Genomic DNA, 19,967 nt, shown 5'->3' on the forward strand with positions numbered 1-19,967 from the left:
TGTTTCCCCGACCCTTATTTTAAAACAAAAAACACTTCGACTCCGCTCAGTGTGACAATTAATCTTAAAATTTTGAAATATGTTAGTCTGAGGTCCTCGAAGACAAAAAAAAGGCTTAGTAAAAACTAAGCCTTTCATTATTTATTTTGTTTGGTGATTCTGGTCGTTTCTGTGTTCCATTATTTCAAGATTTGCATCTACAAAATAAGCACTTCCGAAACCATTCACGTACGCACCTTTCACAGGATGAAGCGCCACTAAGATGAAATCTGTCATTTCATTAAGAACATCTACAATCTTACCGTGTCTTTCTTTCAATTGTCCTACAACGTTGGTCCATTCAGCAGAATCTCTTTCGATTTGAGAAGTAGAAACTTCAACTGTCAATCTTTCTCTTGCATAAACTTGTTTCGTCGCAGACTCATCCTCGATAAACATCGCAGAAACTTTTCTACCTTCCGAAAGATTCTTCGTGTGTTTTGCCATAAAAGAAACCAAAATGTAGAATTTGTTGTCAATCTCTACAAACGGCGCGTAGCTTGCGTTCGGCGTTCCTTCTGCATCTACTGTTGCCAAAGTAACGCTAAGTGTTTTAGCGATTAATTCTTTTACTTTCGGCGCAACTGGTTTTGCTTGTCTTTGGGCATCTTGCGTGTGTGTACTTTCACTCATAATGTAAATTTATTTTTGAATAGATATTAATTTTAATGTTAATGAAAATCGATTAAGAAAGATAAGTTCAATGTTTATCAGTCCTAACTACTTTGCAAAAGTAACTATTTAGAATTAGAATAAATAATTTTTACCAATGTATAATTTCATATAATGGATCCGGTTTCTTAATTTTTATATCTTAATTATATATTGTAATTTTGCACTATAGTTTAAAGAACTGATTTTTAAATTTATTTCATTATAAATATGAGTACAACAACACAATACGTTCCTTATAAAGTTAAGGATATTTCCTTAGCAGAATGGGGAAGAAAAGAAATCACTTTGGCGGAAGCTGAGATGCCAGGTTTGATGTCTATCCGTGAAGAATTCGGACCATCTCAACCACTTAAAGGTGCTAGAATCGCAGGATGTCTTCATATGACAATCCAGACTGCAGTTTTGATCGAGACTTTGGTAGCACTTGGTGCTGAGGTGACTTGGTCTTCTTGCAACATCTTCTCTACTCAGGACCACGCTGCGGCTGCGATTGCTGCTGCTGGAATCCCGGTTTACGCTTGGAAAGGTCTAAACGAAGAAGATTTTGACTGGTGCATAGAGCAGACTCTTTTCTTTGGTGAAGACAGAAAACCATTGAATATGATCCTTGATGACGGCGGCGATTTGACCAATATGGTTTTTGACAGATACCCAGAATTCACAAAAGATATCAAAGGACTTTCTGAAGAAACCACAACCGGTGTTCACAGATTGTACGAAAGAATGAAAAACGGAACTTTGGTAATGCCTGCAATCAACGTAAATGATTCTGTTACCAAATCTAAATTCGATAACAAATACGGTTGTAAAGAATCTGCAGTAGATGCTGTAAGAAGAGCGACAGACCTTATGTTGGCTGGAAAAAGAGTTGTAGTTTGCGGCTACGGAGACGTAGGAAAAGGAACTGCGGCTTCTTTCAGAGGAGCTGGTTCTATCGTAACTGTAACTGAGATTGACCCGATCTGTGCGCTACAAGCGGCAATGGACGGATACGAAGTGAAAAGATTGGACACAGTAGTTGACAACGCAGACATCATCATCACGACGACTGGAAATTACAACATCGTAAGAGGAAACCACTTCCTTAAAATGAAAGACAAAGCAGTAGTTTGTAACATCGGTCACTTCGACAACGAGATCGATATGGCTTGGTTGAACGAAAACTACGGTCACACAAAGTCAGAAGTGAAGCCTCAAGTTGACATCTACACCATCGAAGGTAAAGAAGTGATCATCCTTGCAGAAGGAAGATTGGTAAACCTTGGTTGCGCAACTGGCCACCCAAGTTTTGTAATGTCTAACTCATTCAGTAACCAGACTTTGGCTCAAATCGAACTTTGGACAAACTCAGAAGCTTACGGAAACGAAGTTTATATGTTGCCAAAACATTTGGACGAGAAAGTAGCAGAATTGCACCTTAAGAAATTAAGCGTAGAATTAGAAACCCTTACACCAGAACAAGCAGATTACATCGGCGTTGACGTGAAAGGACCTTTCAAACCAGAATACTACAGATACTAAATGCTGGAAGTCAGAAGTCGGAAGATGGATGACAAAAATATATTTAACAACGCTTCAGATTTTTCTGGAGCGTTTTTTTATCCCCAAAACTCACAAACCCTACAACTCTCCAAATCCCATACTCTCCAGCCCAATCAGGAGCTATTTCCCGCTATCCGCTATTACTCCTCGCGCCATTGCTCTCCAACCCCAAACCCACCAATTCTCCAACCCAACTGTGGGGTAACCGCTACTATCGGGGCTATGGGTTTTCTCTTTGAAAGAAATTATCTCAACAAATCTCAACGACTTCAATTGATTTATCAAAAAAAGAATATATTTGATATTATAAAATCATTAAAAAACAAAAACTAATGGCAAAACAAAAAGTGTCAAATGCTTTCGTAGCAGCATCTTGGGTCGCTTTGGGCGCAGGAATGATTGGTTTCATCACAGGACTTGCACGCGCCGATATGGAACTGAACGAGAAAGGCTACTACTTCACCATCCTACTCTATGGCTTGTTCGCAGTCGTTTCTTTGCAGAAAGCCGTTCGTGACAAGATGGAAAATATCAAAGTGACCGACATCTATTACGGACTTTGTTGGTTCGCCACATTATCATCGATCGTTCTTCTAGTAATCGGACTTTGGAACGCAACGATTCTCCCAAGTGAAAAAGGATTTTATGCCTTTGCATTTTTGCTCGCCCTTTTCGGAGCGATTGCAGTTCAGAAAAATACGCGTGACAATATGCTGGAAGATTAAAAAGTAATAAAACTATATCAGCAAAAACCTCTCAAATTATTGGGAGGTTTTTATATTTTTGAAAAAAACTAGCTTAACTAAATGAAAAAACTGATTCTACTTTTATTTGCCTTTATTGTATTAAGTTCTTGCACAGTCAATGGCTGGGGAGATGATTCTGAAAAAATGCCAGACCATTATCGTTATCGGGTAAAAACCTTAGATAGCTTTCAAAATTTAAATCAAAATTTTATATATAAAATTACGGGAGAGCAACTATCCGAGGAACTTAAAAATCATCCAAAAGCAATTGTATATATCTTTACAAACGGCTCTTATTTGAGACTAAAGCCATTACAAGAGTTTATTGATTTTGCCAAGGAAAAAGATTACAAATTGTTCTTTGTGATGGATGGCTATATGAATCTACGTCAAACCCTAGAAGAGCTAAGCAGCAATCCATCTCCAATATTTGTTATTAATAGAAACGCTGATGAAGATAATTTCAAGCCAAGTTATGTAAGTCGTTTTGAAAATAGACTTAACGTCAATATCTTTGTAAAAGACAAAAAGATAACCTGCTTTAATTGCCTTCTCTATTTTGAAAATGGTGCGTTCATCAAAAGAATTGAAGAATACTCTGGCACAAAACCAAGAAACAAAATTACATTCAATGGCAAATAAGCTTTTAGTTATAACTCTGTAATTAGTACCTTGCAGTTTCAAAAAATTTCAAAAAAAATGGAATATTCTCAACTGGAACCAAAAGTGATCTGGAAAAACTTCGAGGCACTTAATTCCGTTCCAAGACCTTCAAAAAAAGAAGAAAAAGTTATAAAATTCATAAAGGAATTCGGTGAAAAACTGGGATTGCCAACAACCGTTGACGAAGCTGGAAATGTCATCATCACAAAACCCGCAACAGCAGGAATGGAAAACCGTCAGCCAATCGTGATGCAATCGCACCTAGATATGGTTTGCCAAAAAAACAACGACGTCGATTTTGACTTCGAAACCCAAGGCATTCAAATGTTTGTGGATGGTGATTGGGTGAAGGCAAATGGGACAACACTTGGGGCAGACAATGGTCTGGGCGTTGCAACAATTATGTCGATTCTTGAAAGTGACGATATTCCTCATCCAGATCTGGAAGCACTTTTCACCATAGATGAAGAAACAGGAATGACTGGAGCTTTAGCTTTGAAACCTGGACAATTGAAAGGCGAAATTCTATTAAATTTAGATACTGAGGAAGATGATGAGATCGATATCGGTTGTGCTGGTGGCGTAGATGTGACAGCTTCTGCGAAATTCGATTTGAATGATTCCAAAGGCGAAACTTTCAAGATCGAGATCAAAGGTTTGCAAGGCGGACACTCTGGAATGGACATTATCAAAGGGCTTGGTAATTCCAACAAATTATTGGGCAGATTTTTATTCTCAGCTTTAGAAAATCAAATTCAGCTAAGCTCAATCGATGGTGGAAGTTTGAGAAACGCTATTCCAAGAGAGGCAAATGCTACTTTCACGGTAGAAAATTCGTCTGAATTTTTTAAGAATGTAGAGCAATTAAAATCTGAAATATTAGAGGAGTTTGCATCATTGGAAAAAGATCTAACAATTAATATTGAAAAAATAGATTTACAGGAAAAAGTAATTTCTGTTGAAAATTCTAAACAAATAATTTTCGCGATCAATGCGGCTCACAACGGTGTTTTCCGAATGAGTCCAGATGTGGAAGGTCTGGTAGAAGCCTCCAACAATGTTGCACGAGTTGAACTTAAAAATGGAGAGATCAAAATCCTTAATCTCACAAGATCCTCCGTAGAATCTACGAAATGGGAAGTTGCCAACCAACTGAAATCTGCGTTCGAAAGCAACGGTTTGCAAACGGAATTTGGTGGTTCATATCCAGGTTGGAAACCGAAGCCAGATGCAGAGATCATCAAAGTGATGACGGATCTTTATGAAAACAACTTCGGCGAAAAACCAATGGTGGTTGCTTGCCACGCCGGTTTGGAATGTGGCATCATCGGAGCCAACTATCCAAAAATGGAAATGGTAAGTTTTGGACCGACGATCAAAGGTGCACATTCGCCAGATGAGCGAGCTAGCATCTCATCAACTCAAAAATTCTGGAAGTACACACAAGAAATTTTGAAAAATATTCCCGTAAAAAAATAGGAACAATATCGAAATCCAGCAGAAATGCTGGATTTTTTGTTTTAATCTGATTTATTTAAAAAATCAACAATTTAATAGACTTAGTATTAATTTAAATTTAAAAAAAACATTACTTTAGCAAACAAATTAATATTGGAATATATGAAAAAACAATTACTCTGTATTGGCATACTGGGCTTGCTTTTGGGATCTACAAACGATTTCTCCGCTCAGAGCTACATCAATAAAAAAATCAAAGACGAGAAAGGAAATCTCAGTCTGATAACCTTCAACCAGAATAGCAACCTCACCTCATCTTCCGCTAACTCTATTTTTGCTGAAGTTCTAAAATTAGCGCCTAATGTCGAATTAAGACTGAGTCAAAATTTAGCAGACGGAAAATTCTCCGATGAGAAATACAAGATGTTCCTTAATAATATTCCAGTGGAATTTGGCGGTTACAATCTTCATTACAAAGATGGAAAACTGACAAGTATGAACGGGGAAATCTTCTCCACAGAAAATACAAAGACCACTCCTAGATTAACCTCTCTGGATGCTTTCCAAAAAGCAATTACTAGCGTGAATGCTAAAAAATATATGTGGGAAGATGCTGCCTATGTTGCAGATAACAAATATAAAAAACCAGAAGGACAATTGGTTCTATTGCCTGTACAGACCAATGCGGGCGAAACTAAACTTTACCTAGCTTATAAATTTGATATTTATGCGGCAGAGCCAATCAGCAGAGCAATCATCTATGTGGATGCAATAGATGGTAGAATTATTTTTTCAAATGCTGTTTTGAAACATCAAAGCCAGGATCTCATTCCAAACAAATCAATAAAGCAAACCCCAATTGCTATAAAAACTGACTATAAGAATCCTCTAATTTTCGAAACCGGAAACGCCGATACAAAATATAGCGGTGCAAAATCAATAGAAACCACATTGTCTGCTGGAAGCTACATTTTGCAAGACGCAACCAGAGGAAATGGTGTAAAAACCTACAACCTGAAAAAGTCATCTACCATCAGTACTGCCGTTGACTTTAAGGATAACGATAACAATTGGACTTCTGCCGAACATAACAATTCAACCTTTGACAATGCTGCTTTGGACGCGCATTGGGGAGTTGAAAAAACTTACGACTATTTTAAAACAACCTTTAACAGAAACAGTTATGATAATGCCGGCGCAGTTTTAAAAAGCTATGTTCACTATGGTAGCAGCTACGAGAATGCAGGCTGGTCCGGAACAGAGATGATCTACGGTGATGGCGCAACAAGATTCCGACCATTAACGGCATTTGACGTGACAGCTCATGAATTAGGGCACGCCGTTTGCGAATACACTGCAGACCTTGCTTATCAGAGAGAATCTGGCGCGATGAACGAAGGTTTTTCTGATATCTGGGGCGCAGTTGTGGAACACAAATATGCGCCTGAAAAACAGAATTTCCTAATTGGAGAAGATATCACAATTGCATCTCCCGGCCATCTGAGATCTATGGATAATCCAAAAGTTGCCTTGTCTCCACAGCCAGATACTTATCGCGGTATCAACTGGAAAGCTGCGACAGTAGAAGAAGGCTGCGCAACACCAAGTGGAGGAAGTTTTGGAAATGACTATTGCGGCGTGCATACCAACAGTGGTGTTCTTAATCATTGGTTCTACATTCTCGTGATGGGAAAAACAGGAACCAATGATCTTGGTAAATCATATAATGTAACAGGAATCGGCTGGGACAAAGCTGAAAAAATAGTTTACAAACTGGAATCTACCTACCTGACTGCAAACTCGACATTCAAAAATGCAAGAGACTATGGTGTACAGGTTGCCAAAGAACTTTTTGGAGACAAGACGCCTGAAGCCATTGCCACACAAGATGCTTTTTACGCCGTAGGAATTGGCGCCAGATATCTTGCCACGCCTGATACAACTCCACCAACCGTTCCAACTAATCTTGTTGCCAGCAATATCAAAGGTACCAGTGCCAATCTCACGTGGAATGCTTCCACAGATAATGAAGATATGGATGGCTACATCATCTACAAAGATGGAACAGAAATAGCGAGAACCTCCACACTCACCTACAAAGTGACCGGACTATCAAGACAAACTACTTATAACTTTACTGTAAAAGCAAAAGATGTTTATGACAATATCTCCGCCACCAGTAATGTTGCAACAGTTACTACAACCAATCAGGTGGAATATTGTGCTTCTGCAGGAACCAATACAGCTGACGAAAAAATAAAACGAGTTGTTTTTGCAGACATAGACAACACCAGCACAGGAACAGCTGGCTATGAAGATTTCACCCACATTTCTACTAATTTGACAGAGTCAAAATCTTATCCAATCAGTATCACACCAGTTTGGACCAGCACGGTTTACAATGAAGCCTACTCTGTCTTTATCGACTGGAACGGTGATGGCGATTTTGATGACGCCAATGAAAAAGCGTTCACACAGACTATTACCAAAAACACGCCGGTAACGGGAACTATCAACGTTCCAGCAGGAATTTCTTTTGACTTACCAATTGTTATGAGGGTTTCTATGAAATTCAATGCGGTACCTACAGCGTGCGAAAACTTCTCTTATGGACAGGTAGAAGATTACACGCTTATTGTAAAAAAATTACTGGCAGTTTCTGACGTTAATAAAACTAATGAGATGGCAATCTATCCAAACCCGGTAAGAGAGGTGATCAATATCCAGTCGAAAGATTCCAGTGAACTATCTTATCAGATTTATAATACTGCGGGACAAGTCGTTCTGTCTGGTAAATCTTCTGATAAAAAGATCAACGCTCAGAGATTGACTTCCGGAAATTATATTTTGGAATTAATAAACAAAGAAGGCGTAAAATCGACTCAGAAATTCATCAAGAAATAAATCTAAATCAATCATTTAAAGCTCCTGAAATTTGGGAGCTTTTTTTATGTTTAACATTCATTAATTAATAAAAAAACCTACTCAAATAATCAAGTAGGTTTTATATTTTCAGAAAGAAATTGGATTAATGTCCAGAATGACCATCTTCTCCGTGAGCGTGACCGTGTGCTAATTCTTCTTCTGTTGCTGGACGAGCATTCAGAATTTCAACATCGAAAAACAAACTTTTCCCAGCCATTGGATGGTTCAAGTCAACAGTAACAGCTTCTGGTGTTACCTCCAAAACCATCGCCTGGAAATTATTTCCACTATTGTCAGAAAGTGGTAAAACTGCTCCAACTGGTGGCAATTCCTGACCTTCGAACATATCAACTGGTAATTGAGTCACAGCTTGAGGATCTCTCTCGCCATAGCCTTCGCCTGGTGCAATCTCGAAAGAAGCTTTGTCTCCGATTGTCAAATCTTTGATCTCCTCTTCGAATTTTGGAATCATCATTCCTACGCCATATAGAAACGTCAAAGCATTCTCAGCAGAAGTTTCTTCTACAAACACTTTCTCTCCATTTTCATCATTAGTATGTAGAACGTATTTTAAAGTCACTACATGATTTTTGTCTAATGCCATTTTAAATTATTTAATATTATAAATTTTTGGATGATATCATTCGCGATGTATCACACCGCAAAATTAAGCTTTTGAAAATTAAGTGACGGAATTTGAAATAAAACTTCTTTTTAATCTTTTTCTTTTCCGAAATTTTTCTTGAACTTCGCAGAATGGCAAAACTCAAAACTCTATATTTCTGTCAGAATTGTGGCGCACAATATTCCCAGTGGCACGGGCAATGCAAAACCTGTGGCGAATGGAACACTTTGGTGGAGGAAATCGTTGAAAAATCCACCAAATCTGTAGCGACAAAATCCAAATCTTCCATCATTAACATCATTGAGGTGGAAGCCATAGAAGAACCAAGAATCGTGACACCTTCAGAAGAACTCAACCGTGTTTTGGGTGGCGGAATTGTACTCGGATCGGTAACTTTGATTGGAGGAGAACCAGGAATTGGGAAATCTACCCTTCTTCTTCAACTTGCCTTGAAGATGAAGAAAAAAATCCTGTATGTTTCGGGCGAAGAAAGCGCCTCACAAATCAAAATGAGAGCAGACAGACTCGCGGACGTAAAGAATCCAAACTGTTTCCTTTTCACAGAAACGTCATTAGAAAAAATCATACACGAGGCAACGAAACTGATGCCCGATTTTGTTATCATTGACTCTATCCAGACTTTGCAATCGCAATTGATAGAAAGTTCACCTGGAACAGTTTCACAAATCCGTGAGTGTTCTAATGAGATCATCAAATTTGCCAAAGAAAATAATATTCCTGTATTCCTTGTCGGTCACATTACAAAAGACGGACAGATTGCAGGACCAAAAGTTCTGGAACATATGGTAGATGTGGTTCTTAATTTTGATGGTGACAGAAATCATTTATTCAGATTATTGAGAGCAAACAAAAACCGTTTTGGTTCAACTTCGGAAATTGGAATTTACGAGATGATTTCCAGCGGTTTAAAAGAAATTAAAAACCCATCAGAAATTCTGATTACAAAGAAATTTGAAGAATTATCCGGAAATTCTGTTGCAGTAACTTTGGAGGGAAACAGACCTATGCTTTTAGAAATTCAAGCTTTGGTTTCCACCGCAGTTTACGGAACGCCCCAAAGAAGTTCCACCGGTTTCGACTCCAAAAGACTGAATATGCTACTTGCAGTTTTGGAAAAGCGAGCCGGTTTTCAACTAGGTTCAAAAGATGTTTTCCTCAATATTACTGGTGGAATTAAGACTGATGATCCGGCTTTGGATTTGGCGGTTGTTGCCTCTATTTTATCAAGTAATGAAGACATTGCAATTTCAGAACATTATTGTTTTGCGGGAGAAATTGGTTTGAGCGGAGAAATCCGTCCTGTTGCACAAGTAGAACAACGCATCACAGAGGCAGAAAAGTTAGGCTACGAGAAGATATTCATTTCTAATCTGAACAAACTTCCTAAGAAAAAATTCGGAATTAAAGTAGAGGAAATTAGTAAGATTGAGGATTTTGTAGAGTCATTATTCTAAATTAATTCTGTAAATTTATAAGACTAAAAGCATGCTCACTTGAATTACCTCGCCCACTCTATCCTCTCTTTTACCAATGGACAACTCGTTGGCAATATGATTGCGGATTTCATAAAAAACAATGAGCGAGAAAATTTTCCTTTGGAAATACAAGAAGGCATCACGGTCCATCGGGCGATTGATACTTTTACGGATTCTCATCCGGCTGTTTCGGAGGCTAAAAAGATTTTCAGTCCTTTGGTAAGGCTCTATTCCGGAGCTTTTGTGGATGTTGCTTTTGATTACTTTGTGGCGCATCTTTACACTGAAGAAGAATTAAAAATACATTCCACCAAAGTTTACAAAATCCTTTGGGAAAATGAACAATGGCTTCCTGAAAATTACAAAAAAATGCTTGTAAGAATGGAGCAAGATGATTGGCTCAGTAATTACAGACAAGACCAAGGCATCAAATTCAGTATGCAAAATGTTTTGCACAAGGCCAAATATCTTGACACAAGCATTCCCATTTTTGATACTTTTCGACAGAATAAAAAAGAGCTTCAAATTCATTTTGATGCATTCTTCCCGGATATTTTATTGGAGTGTACGAAGAAATATAAATCGATTTAATTTTGGCTTTACGACTGATATCATCATCCGAAAAATATTTAATATAAATATACGATTATCATTGATTTTTTAATACTTTTGTCGCTACATCAAAGCTGTGGAATTTACAAAAAGATTAATACTAGTACTACTATTAATTGCGTGCATATTACAAACGAAAGCGCAAGAATACACGCCTGAAAAGATTGACAATATTCTTTCTGAGACGTTTCATCTGGCAGATAGAAACAGGGCTTTGAGAATAGGCCTGGATACTTACAACATTTCTGACAACAACGGATATTACCTTGGCAAAGCAAAATCCTTAAAGGTGATCATCAATTCTTACTTAGGCTTGGGAGAACAGCAAAAAGCTCTGGAGGCTGCTGATAAACTTCTGAACTTGGCCAACAAGGAAAGTGATGATTATCACTCAGTTCAAAGCTTAATTGCCAAATCACTCGCCTACTCCTATCTTGGTTTTTTTGATAAAGCAACCGAAACAAGCACAACTGCGGAAAACCTTTGCCAGCAAATAAAGGATAACTACGAGTATTACAGCTCTATGGGACAGATCTATGCAGGGAGATCGGAAATCATGAATTTAAAATATGAGCTTCCTCAACACACCATCAAAAATGATCTGAAGAGTGTAGAATATTACAACAAAATAAAAGATCCAAAGAAAAGAAACGGCTGGCTCGCAATCCAATACTCCAGTGTCGGTTACACTTACATAGATCTCGACCAACACGACAAAGCACTCTACTACAACCGCAAAGCCTATCTCTTATCAAAAGCAGATAACGACTCTATAAACCAAGCTTTTGGACTGTACGGACTTGGCAACACTTATCTGGAAATGAACAAGATGGATAGCTCTATCTATTATTACAAACAGGCATTACCAATCTTCGAAAAAGCACAGGACATCTACAGATTACAATACATTTACGATGATCTTTCAACCATTTATGAAAAAATGGAAGATGACAGACTCTACGGCTATTACGCCAAAAAATCTAAAGAACTATATGATGTAATCAGAAAAAAAGAGAAGGCAGAAACGGACAATATTTCAAAAAACATTATCGATAGTGAAAAAACGAGCTGGTACAAAAATTTATATTTCATCATAGCCGGCCTTATTATTTTCTTCATTGTTAAAATGTATTTCACTATTAAATATTTCAAAAGATTCCGAAGAGAAAGACAAAAAAGAGTCAGAACCAAAATTCACCTGATTGCGAAAGAAAAGGAACTAGATCAATTGGAATCAAAAGTCAATGATGCTTTTGCCGAAGTTTTGGAATTGGCCAAGTGTAATGACTCCTCTTTTCTTAGCCGTTTCAAAGAAGTGTATCCGGATTTTTATTCAAATTTAAATAAAACCTATCCGGAAATGACAAGCGGGCAACTTCGGTTCTGTGCACTTCTCAAACTTAATTTTTCCACAAAAGAAATTGCCAATTGCACCCACATATCCGTAAGAAGCGTGGAGATGAAAAAAAGCAGATTGCGAAAACAATTGAACATTGCATCCGATGTTGACCTTAATAACTGGATGATAAATTTCTAATATTTATAAATAATACAACTGATAACCAAATACTTAACAAAGTGTTGTAGATATGTTGTAGTCTGTTTTTTGCATATATTATGTTAAATAGCAAACTTTGCACCTGATTGAAAAACAGTAATTTTAATTACTACAAATTTATTGCTTAAAGGCATTTGCGCTCAGGTTCTGAAAACACAAAAGAACATAAATCTGTAAGGATTTATTTATGCTAGACAATCAGCTTATTTTTCAAATTGAAAATTAATTCATATCAAAAAGCTGATAAAAAATGAAGCTTTGAATCTATATGATTCTTAGCTTTTCTTTTTTCCGATATCACCTATGTTGATCTATGAGGATTTTATTACCATCCGGATCTGTAAGCTCAATATAAGCCGGACCTTTGGTTTTCTCATCTGCCTCTGTATTTAGTTTGATTTGATTACTCTTCAGTCTTTTCTGAATTTCACGCACATCTGTAAAAGGATTGACTTCCTTCGCTTTTTCGTCCCAACCCGGATTAAAGGTTAGGATATTCCCTTCAAACATTCCCTGGAAAATCCCGATAATAGTAGTGCCATTTTTCATTATCAGATAATTTTGTTTCATATCACCGCCCATCTGAGAGAAACCAAGATTTTCATAAAACTCCTTAGATTTTTGTAAATTTTTCACATTAAGGCTTACCGAAAAAACACCTAAAGGAAGTGGAGTTTCTGTCTCTTTATTTTGCGAAAAGATTTTGAAGGAAATTAGTAGAAATAACAATGCAGCTGACTTTTTCATATTTAAAGTTTTTGGTTGAGTTATTAAATTAAAACTGCTGATAGAGATAACGGTCAGGATAATTCAGTTTTTCACTTTTGCGTTTGCCTTCTACGACGATGTGAATAATATTCATTTGATCATCAAATAGATTGTACAAAAAACTCACAGCTGTTTCCACTTTTTTTGGTGCTGATAAAGTTTCAGATTCCAGATAGACATTCACACTTTCGTGATCTTCTTCATATCCTACGTAATTCACTTTTATGAATTGATTATCAGCTTTTAGTTTCAGATATTCCGAAGCATACTGTTCTAATTCTTTATTAATTTCTGATTTATATTTTGGATCCAGAAAATGAACCGATTTTCCATATTTCTTATTGAGCGCATTCTCGAGGTCATCCATAAAAAACCGTCCTGTGACCTCAAAAGTTTTTGATTTTGAGTTGTAATTAAATTCTACCGAACCCACGTGATAAGGATGAACCTCGAAGGAAACAAGACAGAAAACAAAACAAGACAGAATAAGTAGCAGAAAGGATTTTTTCATCAGCAAAACATAATTGAAATCAAAATTAATCATTATTTTCGTACGGTTTTCAGAAATTGAACGATGAAGGATTTTCTATTTTACTTACAGCTGGGTTGGGATCACATAATTTCTTTGGACGCTTTGGATCATCAGCTTTTTATTTTAGCGTTGATTGCGGCGTACAGCTTCAAGGACTTTAAAAGGTTACTAATACTGGTCACCGCTTTTACCATTGGTCACTGTATTACTTTGGCGTTATCTAGTTTCGATATTATCCGCGTGAAAAGCGTCTGGATAGAGTTTCTGATTCCCTGTACGATTGTAATCACCGCTTTGGATAATATCTTGTTCAAGGGGAAACATCCTTATCAATATTATTTCGCCTTATTTTTTGGACTGATCCACGGGATGGGATTTGCGAATACTGCACGAATGATGCTGGCTAAAGAACAAAGCATTACGATTCCGCTTTTAGGCTTCAATATCGGTCTGGAACTGGGGCAGATTGCAATGGTTTTGATCATCCTGATAATCTTCACGTTTGTCACAAAATTTACAAAACTCAACCAGAGAGATTGGCTCCTAATCACCTCATCTGCAGCAGGAGCACTGGCGCTTCAGATGGCGCTGGAAAGAATGCCTTTTTGATCGGAGAAGGCAAATTATAGTATTATTTAACCGATTTATCGCAAAACCTGCCATCTTGGGATGATTGCCAGCAAACCGAGTCCGATGTACAGAAAAATCACGGTAACGTCTGAATATAGAAATGTGCTGAGGTAATAGTTGTGCAGTGCAAAATGAACCGCCACAAAGATTGGGAAAAGAATGACACCTATCTTCCTGTAAAGTAAAATCAAAACCCAGCTGATGATGACCATAAAATCTACGCCGAAAGTGTAATAGAAAAAATTACCCGGAATATTGATCTTTTGATGAAGCGAATATTCGGCGTAATCTGTATTGATACTGAGTAGATAAACCAAAATAATTAATCCGAAAAAGAGATAATAATCTTTGTTGTTTTTGAAACTTTTGTCTGCTGCTTCCATCGCATAAAAGTATAAAAAAAAGAGCTTATATGAATAAGCTCTTTCTATAGAAATTCTATTAACTAACTATATACTAACCGCGTTTATCAAACGGTTCTTATCACTGATGTACTCCTCCATAGAGATCATACTTTCTGTTCTCATTACATCCTGAATATCATCTATTTGATAAATGATTTTTTTCGCATCCTCTGTGTTTTTTGCTTTCATTTTGCAGAAGATGTTATATTTTCCTGATGTTACACTAGCTTCTACCACATTTGGAATAAGAGCCAATTGCTTCAATACTTCCTGTGTGTGGTTAGATTTTGTAAGTAAAATACCGATGAATGCAGTGAAGTTGTAATCCAACTTGCTGTAGTCTATGCTAAGAGAAGATCCCAAAATAATTCCTGCATCTTCCATTTTCTTTACTCTTACGTGGATAGTTCCTGCGGACACGTCCATTTGCTTAGCAATTTCCGTAAAAGGCATTCTTGTGTTTTCTACTAAGAAATCAAGAATTTTTTTATCGATATCGTCCAATTGATAGTTCATTGTAATTTTATTATTTATTTAAAATATATCTAATTTTTTTGCAAATTTATAAAAAATTAAATTAACTAAAAACAAATATTAAAACATTAACAGCTTTTAACAAACCAACCATATTCTATGATAATTATCATTTTATTGGCTTGTTTTTTAAGGAATCTTCTTTATTTGCCTCCACAGCTGCAGAGTCTCTTTTTATTCTTTCACGTCTTTTGAAGATATATTTGAAGGAATTAAAACTTTTACTGTACACAACTCCAACACCATAACTCTGATTGAGAACATTAGCCGTTCCCAGACCAAGGTTAGAAGGTTTGGAATAGGCTCTTAGCAATCGGCTTCCGTTATTCAGTCGGCTCCAGTCATATTCAATAGTTCCTTCGGCGGATAGATAATTGCTTGTCGCGTTCTCCGTCCTTGCTACCGGCACTCCTAATCCTGTTTTTAATTTGAATCGAGGTGATAAGGCCAAACTCACGCTGGTATTAGCTCTGTCTGACGTATTGGAATTCGGATCACCACTGATATAGTCCAGATTGACCTGGAAGGCACTACTGATCGTATTTAGCACCGACCCCAATTGCTTGAACAACATATTATAACCTGTGTTAATCGCCGTATTCTGCAGATTAAAATCAAGTCCACCACTGTTGACAACATTGAAACTGTTAAGTACCAGAATAGACCCAAACTGGATTGTACGCTCATCCTGATTATTCATTTTAGTCGCCAGCGTTTCCCTTACTTCGGAAGAGCTATCGGGCGCTGAGACTCCAAATTCTATATCAGGTTTTGTAAGTGTATTGGTAATTTTTGTAGTCAGCACAACGTTGATTGGCTGCGTAAGAGACATTCCTAAGTATTCGCCGGCATTGGTGACTGGTCTTGTATAATTGGCCGTGATATCAAGATCCGGCGTCATTGGGCTACCACTCCATCGGATGATGCTGTTTCTTGCGATCTGGAAAGTTCTGTCGAGGATTGCTTTGGAGACAAATGTTCCGTTATCCACCGTGTAAGTCCCATTCATACTGATATTTCCACTTCTTTCCATCCTAAATTTTAAATGGTCTGCATCGCCTTTCACAGCAATACTTCCCACATCATCTCCTACCAGAACATTCACCAATGTCCCTTTGTCAACAGATATATCAAAATCCATTAGCATATTAGCACCGGATTTTTTCTTTTTTTCCACAGAGATTCCACCTTCGTCATCACGTTTTAGGAATCTTAAGATTTTGAATTCGTCCACATTGGCTTTCGATGCACTGTTAAAGGTAAATGTACTATTATTCAGAACTTTCAGACCGTCATTTGGGGTGGAAATTTCCAACCCGGAAACAGGTCCACTGACGTAGATATCACCCTGACCATAGACGCGCCCCCAGAACAAATCATTATCTTCCTGAGAATTATTAATCACTAAAAGATTATCCGCCCGCATAATTAAGTTGATTCCCAGCGAAGAAAGTGTTTCAAACTGAATAGAACCAGAGATATTACCTTTGGAATTAGTCCTTCCGTCCTTGATGCCTATATTATTCAGAAGTGCAAGACCTCTGGAAAGATTAATGACGGTATCATCAAATGAATAATCAACTCCTGTGAACAATAATTTCAAACCAAAGCCTTTCAACGCAAGATCACCGCTGTAATCTATGTCATTCAACGCGCCAGAAATTTTAAGATCACCTGTTGCTTTTCCTCGGAAGTTTCCGAAGATCTCTTTTACAAACTGCTGTGCAAATGCGAGATCAAACTCATTCATTTTCGCATTCACATCCAAAACCGGAGAGGCTGGATTATTATCGATCGTTCCTGAAACATCCAAAGTATTTTTTCCTAAAAACTCAGATGATAATGCCTGGATGCTTACATCAAACACGTTTGGTTTTTCGCTTTTGGTAATCTTTGTTTCAAGATTTCCCATCGCTTTTCCATTCATAAAGATTTCATTAACATCCAAATCAACCAATGGCTCCAGGTTTGTTCCGGATTTTTTGATCTGTATTGTTCCGTTGGCGATTCCTTTAATATCTAAAGCGTTTTTACTATTTCCTAAGGCTAACAATTTTGAAATATCCAGGTTTTTGACCTCAGCATCCGCTGTGAAATCTTTTGCAGATTTGAAGTCGGCATCTTTTATCAGTAGTTCGCTTTCATCAGAATAAATCCTGAGATTTTTTATCAGGAAATCTTTTTCTCTTTTTCGATAAGTGATAGAATGATTAAGTTCCGGACTGGTATCAATACTCCATGCCACCTCATTTAATTTGATGGTGGTTGGTTCAAATCTGAGTACATAATCGCCTGCAGTATTCGTGGTTTGGTTGATATTAACAGCATATTCCTTCATCTGTTTTGCACTTTCATCTTCCAAACTTCCTAATTTGAAGACGGTCCCAATATGCAGAACCTGGGAATTTTCATTATTAGCCGTGAGCTTCACATCCTGCAAAACATTTTTGCCATACTGCGCTCTTTTCACGGTAGCAAGCAATTGCTGACTCAAATCGGCTGTGTTGATTCTTAAACTTAGGCTATCTACCATCGCACTGTCACTTGCCTTGTTTAGATCTGGCTGATAAGTTGCATCTGTTTCTGCTAAGAATTTTTCAGCTTCACTCAATTCTTTTTTGCTTGTTAAAACATATTTGATTTGAGAAGCATCAGCATTCAATATCAGATCATTTGTGTTTCCATTGTAATTTCCGCCAACTTTTGCTCCGTTCTTAAGTTCAAGATCTGGGACGAAGAAAGAAACCAAACCTTGCTTCACATCAAAGTCGAAGTCGAAACTTTGTCCGTTGTATGTTTTCTTTGGTGGATTACCAACCAATATTTTGTTGATACTATTGGTGACCATATTCCCAATATCTTCGAGATCAAATCTTCCTGAAATCCTTCCCGTGATCGTACCTGGCGCATCTACGGAGACAATTCGGTTTCCATTTTCGAAGAATGCCTTTAGTTTGGAATCTGGAATACTGAGTTTCTGTTTGCTTGAATTAAGAGTTAGACCTTTGATATCCGCATCCAGATTCAGGTCGTTCAGATTGGTCATCGAGACTTTTCCGTTGACAACGCCGCTTACAGAATTGGTGTCTCCCGCATTGATCCCGAAATATTTTAAATTGACATATTGAATATCGGCCGCGAAATCTGCGAACAGTCTTTTGGTAGAAAAATCCACAACACCTTTGAAGGTTCCTTTGGCATTGGGATCATTGGCAACCACATCTCCAGTGAATCTTTTTTTATTAAGAACACCTTCTATGGCGATATTATTAAGGCTTTTGCCCATCAGGTCAATATGCGCAACATCTGATTTTGTTTTGATGTACAATGTATTGACATCGAAACCTTCACCTTGCACATCGAATTTCCCAGAGATCAATCCAACCTGTTTGTTCTTGGTCAATGCTGTGACGTTCAAATCTTTCACATCCACATAACCTCTGTATTTAGGACGTTTTGTACTGTAATCTACAAGATTGAAATCCTTCATTTTCGCCTGACCGATTCCTGTCACCACCTCTCCGGTCGCAAAGATCTGTTTTGGATTCACTTTCACAGAGCCGTTGTATTTCATCCTTCCAAAATCATCAGCGATATTTCCCAACTTCGAAGCAATGAAATTTGGTAAAGAAGCCTTTAAAGCTTTGTAAGTAAAATCGGCAGAGACATTTTTACTTTCGATGAAGAATTTTTTATCGATAACGCCATTGATTGTCAGTTTTTTGGTATTCAGATTGACATCCTGCGAGCGGATGAGAAAATTATTCAATGCAAAATCATTCAGCGGACCAGTCATTGTTCCTGAGATATTGATCGGCGTGTAATTATCCCAATCGGTCACGAAATAACTGAGGTCATAACCACTGATCTGGCTTCCAGGAATGATCTTCAGATCCCAACTTACCTTCTTTCCAAAATCTGCAAATCTAGTTACCGGATCCAGATTCATTACCGCTTCACCTTGTAACAGCGAATGATCGGTATTGATTGTCAGATTCCCAAACTTCAAATGTTTTTTCGTGATCTCGAAGTTGGTGGAAAATGTATCGACAATGTGTTCTTTGCCGTATCGTTTCGTGATCAAACTGAAGTTTCTGATATCCGCGAAAACATCTGCACCTTCAACTTTTAAAGAAGTGACGTGCATATTGATTTTCCTTGCGTCCAGCCATCTCCCGGCTTCTCCCGGACTATTTTCATTCACAATCGTGGAAACACCGTTGATTAGGTCGATCTTCATCCCCATTTTGAAAGGTTTCTTCTTTGGGTCACGTGGTTTTCCGTCATTGAAGTTATCTACATATCGGATAAAATTACTGATGCTATCACCTTTATAAGTGATCACGCGGATCACGGGATCGATGATTGTTGCTTGATTGAACTTAATATCTCTCGTGTTAAAAGCCAAAGCAAACCAATCAGAGTCAACACGCAATTCCCTGGCTTTCACGAATTCATAATCTTTGTAATCTCTAATTCTAAGGCCTTTGATCTTCACATCGCCAAAGAAATTGACCTCGACATTCTCGACAGACATTCTCATATTGAGGTCTTTGTTCAATATTGTGATGGCCTCATCTGCGATATACCTTTTGGTAACAGGAAGATTGATCGCAATGAAAAGCAGAACCACCAGTCCGATGATCCCGAAAAATAAGTAGTTGAGGATCCTCCAGAAAAGTGGTGTTCTTTTCTTTTTGACTGGCTGGTCACTGTTCGGATCTTCGTTTGTTGTGTTTTTATTTTCTAAATTTGCCATC

General features: G+C 37.6%; 17 protein-coding genes. 10 read left to right on the top strand and 7 right to left on the bottom strand.

All coding sequences use genetic code 11. The features are described from left to right. Positions 1-141: 141 nt before the first annotated feature. A complete protein-coding gene (locus PQ459_17365) occupies positions 142-672 on the bottom strand; it encodes a pyridoxamine 5'-phosphate oxidase family protein (GenBank protein WDF46657.1) in 531 nt (176 codons plus the stop codon). Between the two features lie 249 nt (positions 673-921). On the opposite strand from PQ459_17365, the gene ahcY reads away from it, so the two are divergent. The 6 genes from ahcY to PQ459_17395 all read left to right on the top strand — a co-directional run bounded on the left by ahcY (position 922) and on the right by PQ459_17395 (position 8,027). Continuing rightward, positions 922-2,235 (top strand): adenosylhomocysteinase, encoded by a 1,314-nt coding sequence (gene ahcY / locus PQ459_17370; GenBank protein WDF46658.1) that lies wholly within the window; start codon positions 922-924, stop codon positions 2,233-2,235. A 24-nt stretch (positions 2,236-2,259) separates the two neighbouring features. After that, positions 2,260-2,589: a hypothetical protein gene (locus PQ459_17375; protein WDF46659.1), complete on the top strand. Its 330-nt coding sequence runs from the start codon at positions 2,260-2,262 to the stop codon at positions 2,587-2,589. Beyond that, on the top strand, positions 2,589-2,981 hold the full coding sequence (gene yiaA, locus PQ459_17380) for an inner membrane protein YiaA (protein ID WDF46660.1): 393 nt from the start codon (positions 2,589-2,591) through the stop codon (positions 2,979-2,981). The genes PQ459_17375 and yiaA overlap by 1 nt, the downstream gene beginning before the upstream one ends. An 81-nt stretch (positions 2,982-3,062) precedes the next feature. After that, entirely contained in the window at positions 3,063-3,644 is a 582-nt protein-coding gene (locus tag PQ459_17385) for a hypothetical protein (protein WDF46661.1), read from the top strand. Between the two features lie 57 nt (positions 3,645-3,701). After that, positions 3,702-5,144, top strand: a complete 1,443-nt coding sequence (locus PQ459_17390; GenBank protein ID WDF46662.1) for an aminoacyl-histidine dipeptidase — start codon at positions 3,702-3,704, stop codon at positions 5,142-5,144. A gap of 141 nt (positions 5,145-5,285) precedes the next feature. After that, positions 5,286-8,027, top strand: a complete 2,742-nt coding sequence (locus PQ459_17395; GenBank protein WDF46663.1) for a M4 family metallopeptidase — start codon at positions 5,286-5,288, stop codon at positions 8,025-8,027. Between the two features lie 124 nt (positions 8,028-8,151). On the opposite strand, the gene PQ459_17400 is transcribed toward PQ459_17395, so the two are convergent. Then, positions 8,152-8,652, bottom strand: a complete 501-nt coding sequence (locus tag PQ459_17400; GenBank protein WDF46664.1) for a peptidylprolyl isomerase — start codon at positions 8,650-8,652, stop codon at positions 8,152-8,154. A gap of 152 nt (positions 8,653-8,804) precedes the next feature. On the opposite strand from PQ459_17400, the gene radA reads away from it, so the two are divergent. From radA to PQ459_17415, 3 genes are all read left to right on the top strand, one after another. Continuing rightward, positions 8,805-10,148: a DNA repair protein RadA gene (gene radA, locus PQ459_17405; GenBank protein WDF46665.1), complete on the top strand. Its 1,344-nt coding sequence runs from the start codon at positions 8,805-8,807 to the stop codon at positions 10,146-10,148. A 39-nt stretch (positions 10,149-10,187) separates the two neighbouring features. After that, entirely contained in the window at positions 10,188-10,760 is a 573-nt protein-coding gene (locus PQ459_17410) for an ACP phosphodiesterase (protein ID WDF46666.1), read from the top strand. Positions 10,761-10,857: 97 nt separating this feature from the next. Next, entirely contained in the window at positions 10,858-12,318 is a 1,461-nt protein-coding gene (locus PQ459_17415; protein ID WDF46667.1) for a tetratricopeptide repeat protein, read from the top strand. A 318-nt stretch (positions 12,319-12,636) separates the two neighbouring features. On the opposite strand, the gene PQ459_17420 is transcribed toward PQ459_17415, so the two are convergent. Further along, entirely contained in the window at positions 12,637-13,086 is a 450-nt protein-coding gene (locus PQ459_17420; protein ID WDF46668.1) for a VOC family protein, read from the bottom strand. A 28-nt stretch (positions 13,087-13,114) separates the two neighbouring features. After that, the gene (locus PQ459_17425; protein WDF48742.1) at positions 13,115-13,618 is read right to left on the bottom strand and encodes a hypothetical protein; all 504 of its coding nucleotides are present in this window, start codon (positions 13,616-13,618) and stop codon (positions 13,115-13,117) included. A 63-nt stretch (positions 13,619-13,681) separates the two neighbouring features. Here PQ459_17425 and PQ459_17430 point away from each other — a divergent pair, with 63 nt between their 5' ends. Next, the gene (locus PQ459_17430; protein ID WDF46669.1) at positions 13,682-14,248 is read left to right on the top strand and encodes a HupE/UreJ family protein; all 567 of its coding nucleotides are present in this window, start codon (positions 13,682-13,684) and stop codon (positions 14,246-14,248) included. Positions 14,249-14,283: 35 nt separating this feature from the next. Here PQ459_17430 and PQ459_17435 read toward each other — a convergent pair whose 3' ends face one another. From PQ459_17435 to PQ459_17445, 3 genes are all read right to left on the bottom strand, one after another. Continuing rightward, a complete protein-coding gene (locus PQ459_17435) occupies positions 14,284-14,652 on the bottom strand; it encodes a hypothetical protein (protein WDF46670.1) in 369 nt (122 codons plus the stop codon). Between the two features lie 66 nt (positions 14,653-14,718). Continuing rightward, on the bottom strand, positions 14,719-15,189 hold the full coding sequence (locus PQ459_17440; GenBank protein WDF46671.1) for an AsnC family transcriptional regulator: 471 nt from the start codon (positions 15,187-15,189) through the stop codon (positions 14,719-14,721). Between the two features lie 127 nt (positions 15,190-15,316). Then, positions 15,317-19,966, bottom strand: a complete 4,650-nt coding sequence (locus tag PQ459_17445; protein ID WDF46672.1) for a translocation/assembly module TamB — start codon at positions 19,964-19,966, stop codon at positions 15,317-15,319. Position 19,967: the final 1 nt, after the last annotated feature.

The organism is Chryseobacterium sp. KACC 21268 (genome assembly GCA_028736075.1).
GTDB lineage: Bacteria > Bacteroidota > Bacteroidia > Flavobacteriales > Weeksellaceae > Epilithonimonas.

Bases quoted from the DNA above. Each gene is read 5' to 3' on its own strand.
- PQ459_17425 (WDF48742.1), bottom strand. From the start codon at position 13,618: ATGAAAAAATCCTTTCTGCTACTTATTCTGTCTTGTTTTGTTTTCTGT.
- radA (WDF46665.1), top strand. From the start codon at position 8,805: ATGGCAAAACTCAAAACTCTATATTTCTGTCAGAATTGTGGCGCACAA.
- PQ459_17445 (WDF46672.1), bottom strand. From the start codon at position 19,966: ATGGCAAATTTAGAAAATAAAAACACAACAAACGAAGATCCGAACAGT.
- PQ459_17435 (WDF46670.1), bottom strand. From the start codon at position 14,652: ATGGAAGCAGCAGACAAAAGTTTCAAAAACAACAAAGATTATTATCTC.
- PQ459_17430 (WDF46669.1), top strand. From the start codon at position 13,682: ATGAAGGATTTTCTATTTTACTTACAGCTGGGTTGGGATCACATAATT.
- PQ459_17420 (WDF46668.1), bottom strand. From the start codon at position 13,086: ATGAAAAAGTCAGCTGCATTGTTATTTCTACTAATTTCCTTCAAAATC.
- yiaA (WDF46660.1), top strand. From the start codon at position 2,589: ATGGCAAAACAAAAAGTGTCAAATGCTTTCGTAGCAGCATCTTGGGTC.
- PQ459_17390 (WDF46662.1), top strand. From the start codon at position 3,702: ATGGAATATTCTCAACTGGAACCAAAAGTGATCTGGAAAAACTTCGAG.
- ahcY (WDF46658.1), top strand. From the start codon at position 922: ATGAGTACAACAACACAATACGTTCCTTATAAAGTTAAGGATATTTCC.
- PQ459_17365 (WDF46657.1), bottom strand. From the start codon at position 672: ATGAGTGAAAGTACACACACGCAAGATGCCCAAAGACAAGCAAAACCA.
- PQ459_17385 (WDF46661.1), top strand. From the start codon at position 3,063: ATGAAAAAACTGATTCTACTTTTATTTGCCTTTATTGTATTAAGTTCT.
- PQ459_17375 (WDF46659.1), top strand. From the start codon at position 2,260: ATGGATGACAAAAATATATTTAACAACGCTTCAGATTTTTCTGGAGCG.
- PQ459_17400 (WDF46664.1), bottom strand. From the start codon at position 8,652: ATGGCATTAGACAAAAATCATGTAGTGACTTTAAAATACGTTCTACAT.
- PQ459_17395 (WDF46663.1), top strand. From the start codon at position 5,286: ATGAAAAAACAATTACTCTGTATTGGCATACTGGGCTTGCTTTTGGGA.
- PQ459_17440 (WDF46671.1), bottom strand. From the start codon at position 15,189: ATGAACTATCAATTGGACGATATCGATAAAAAAATTCTTGATTTCTTA.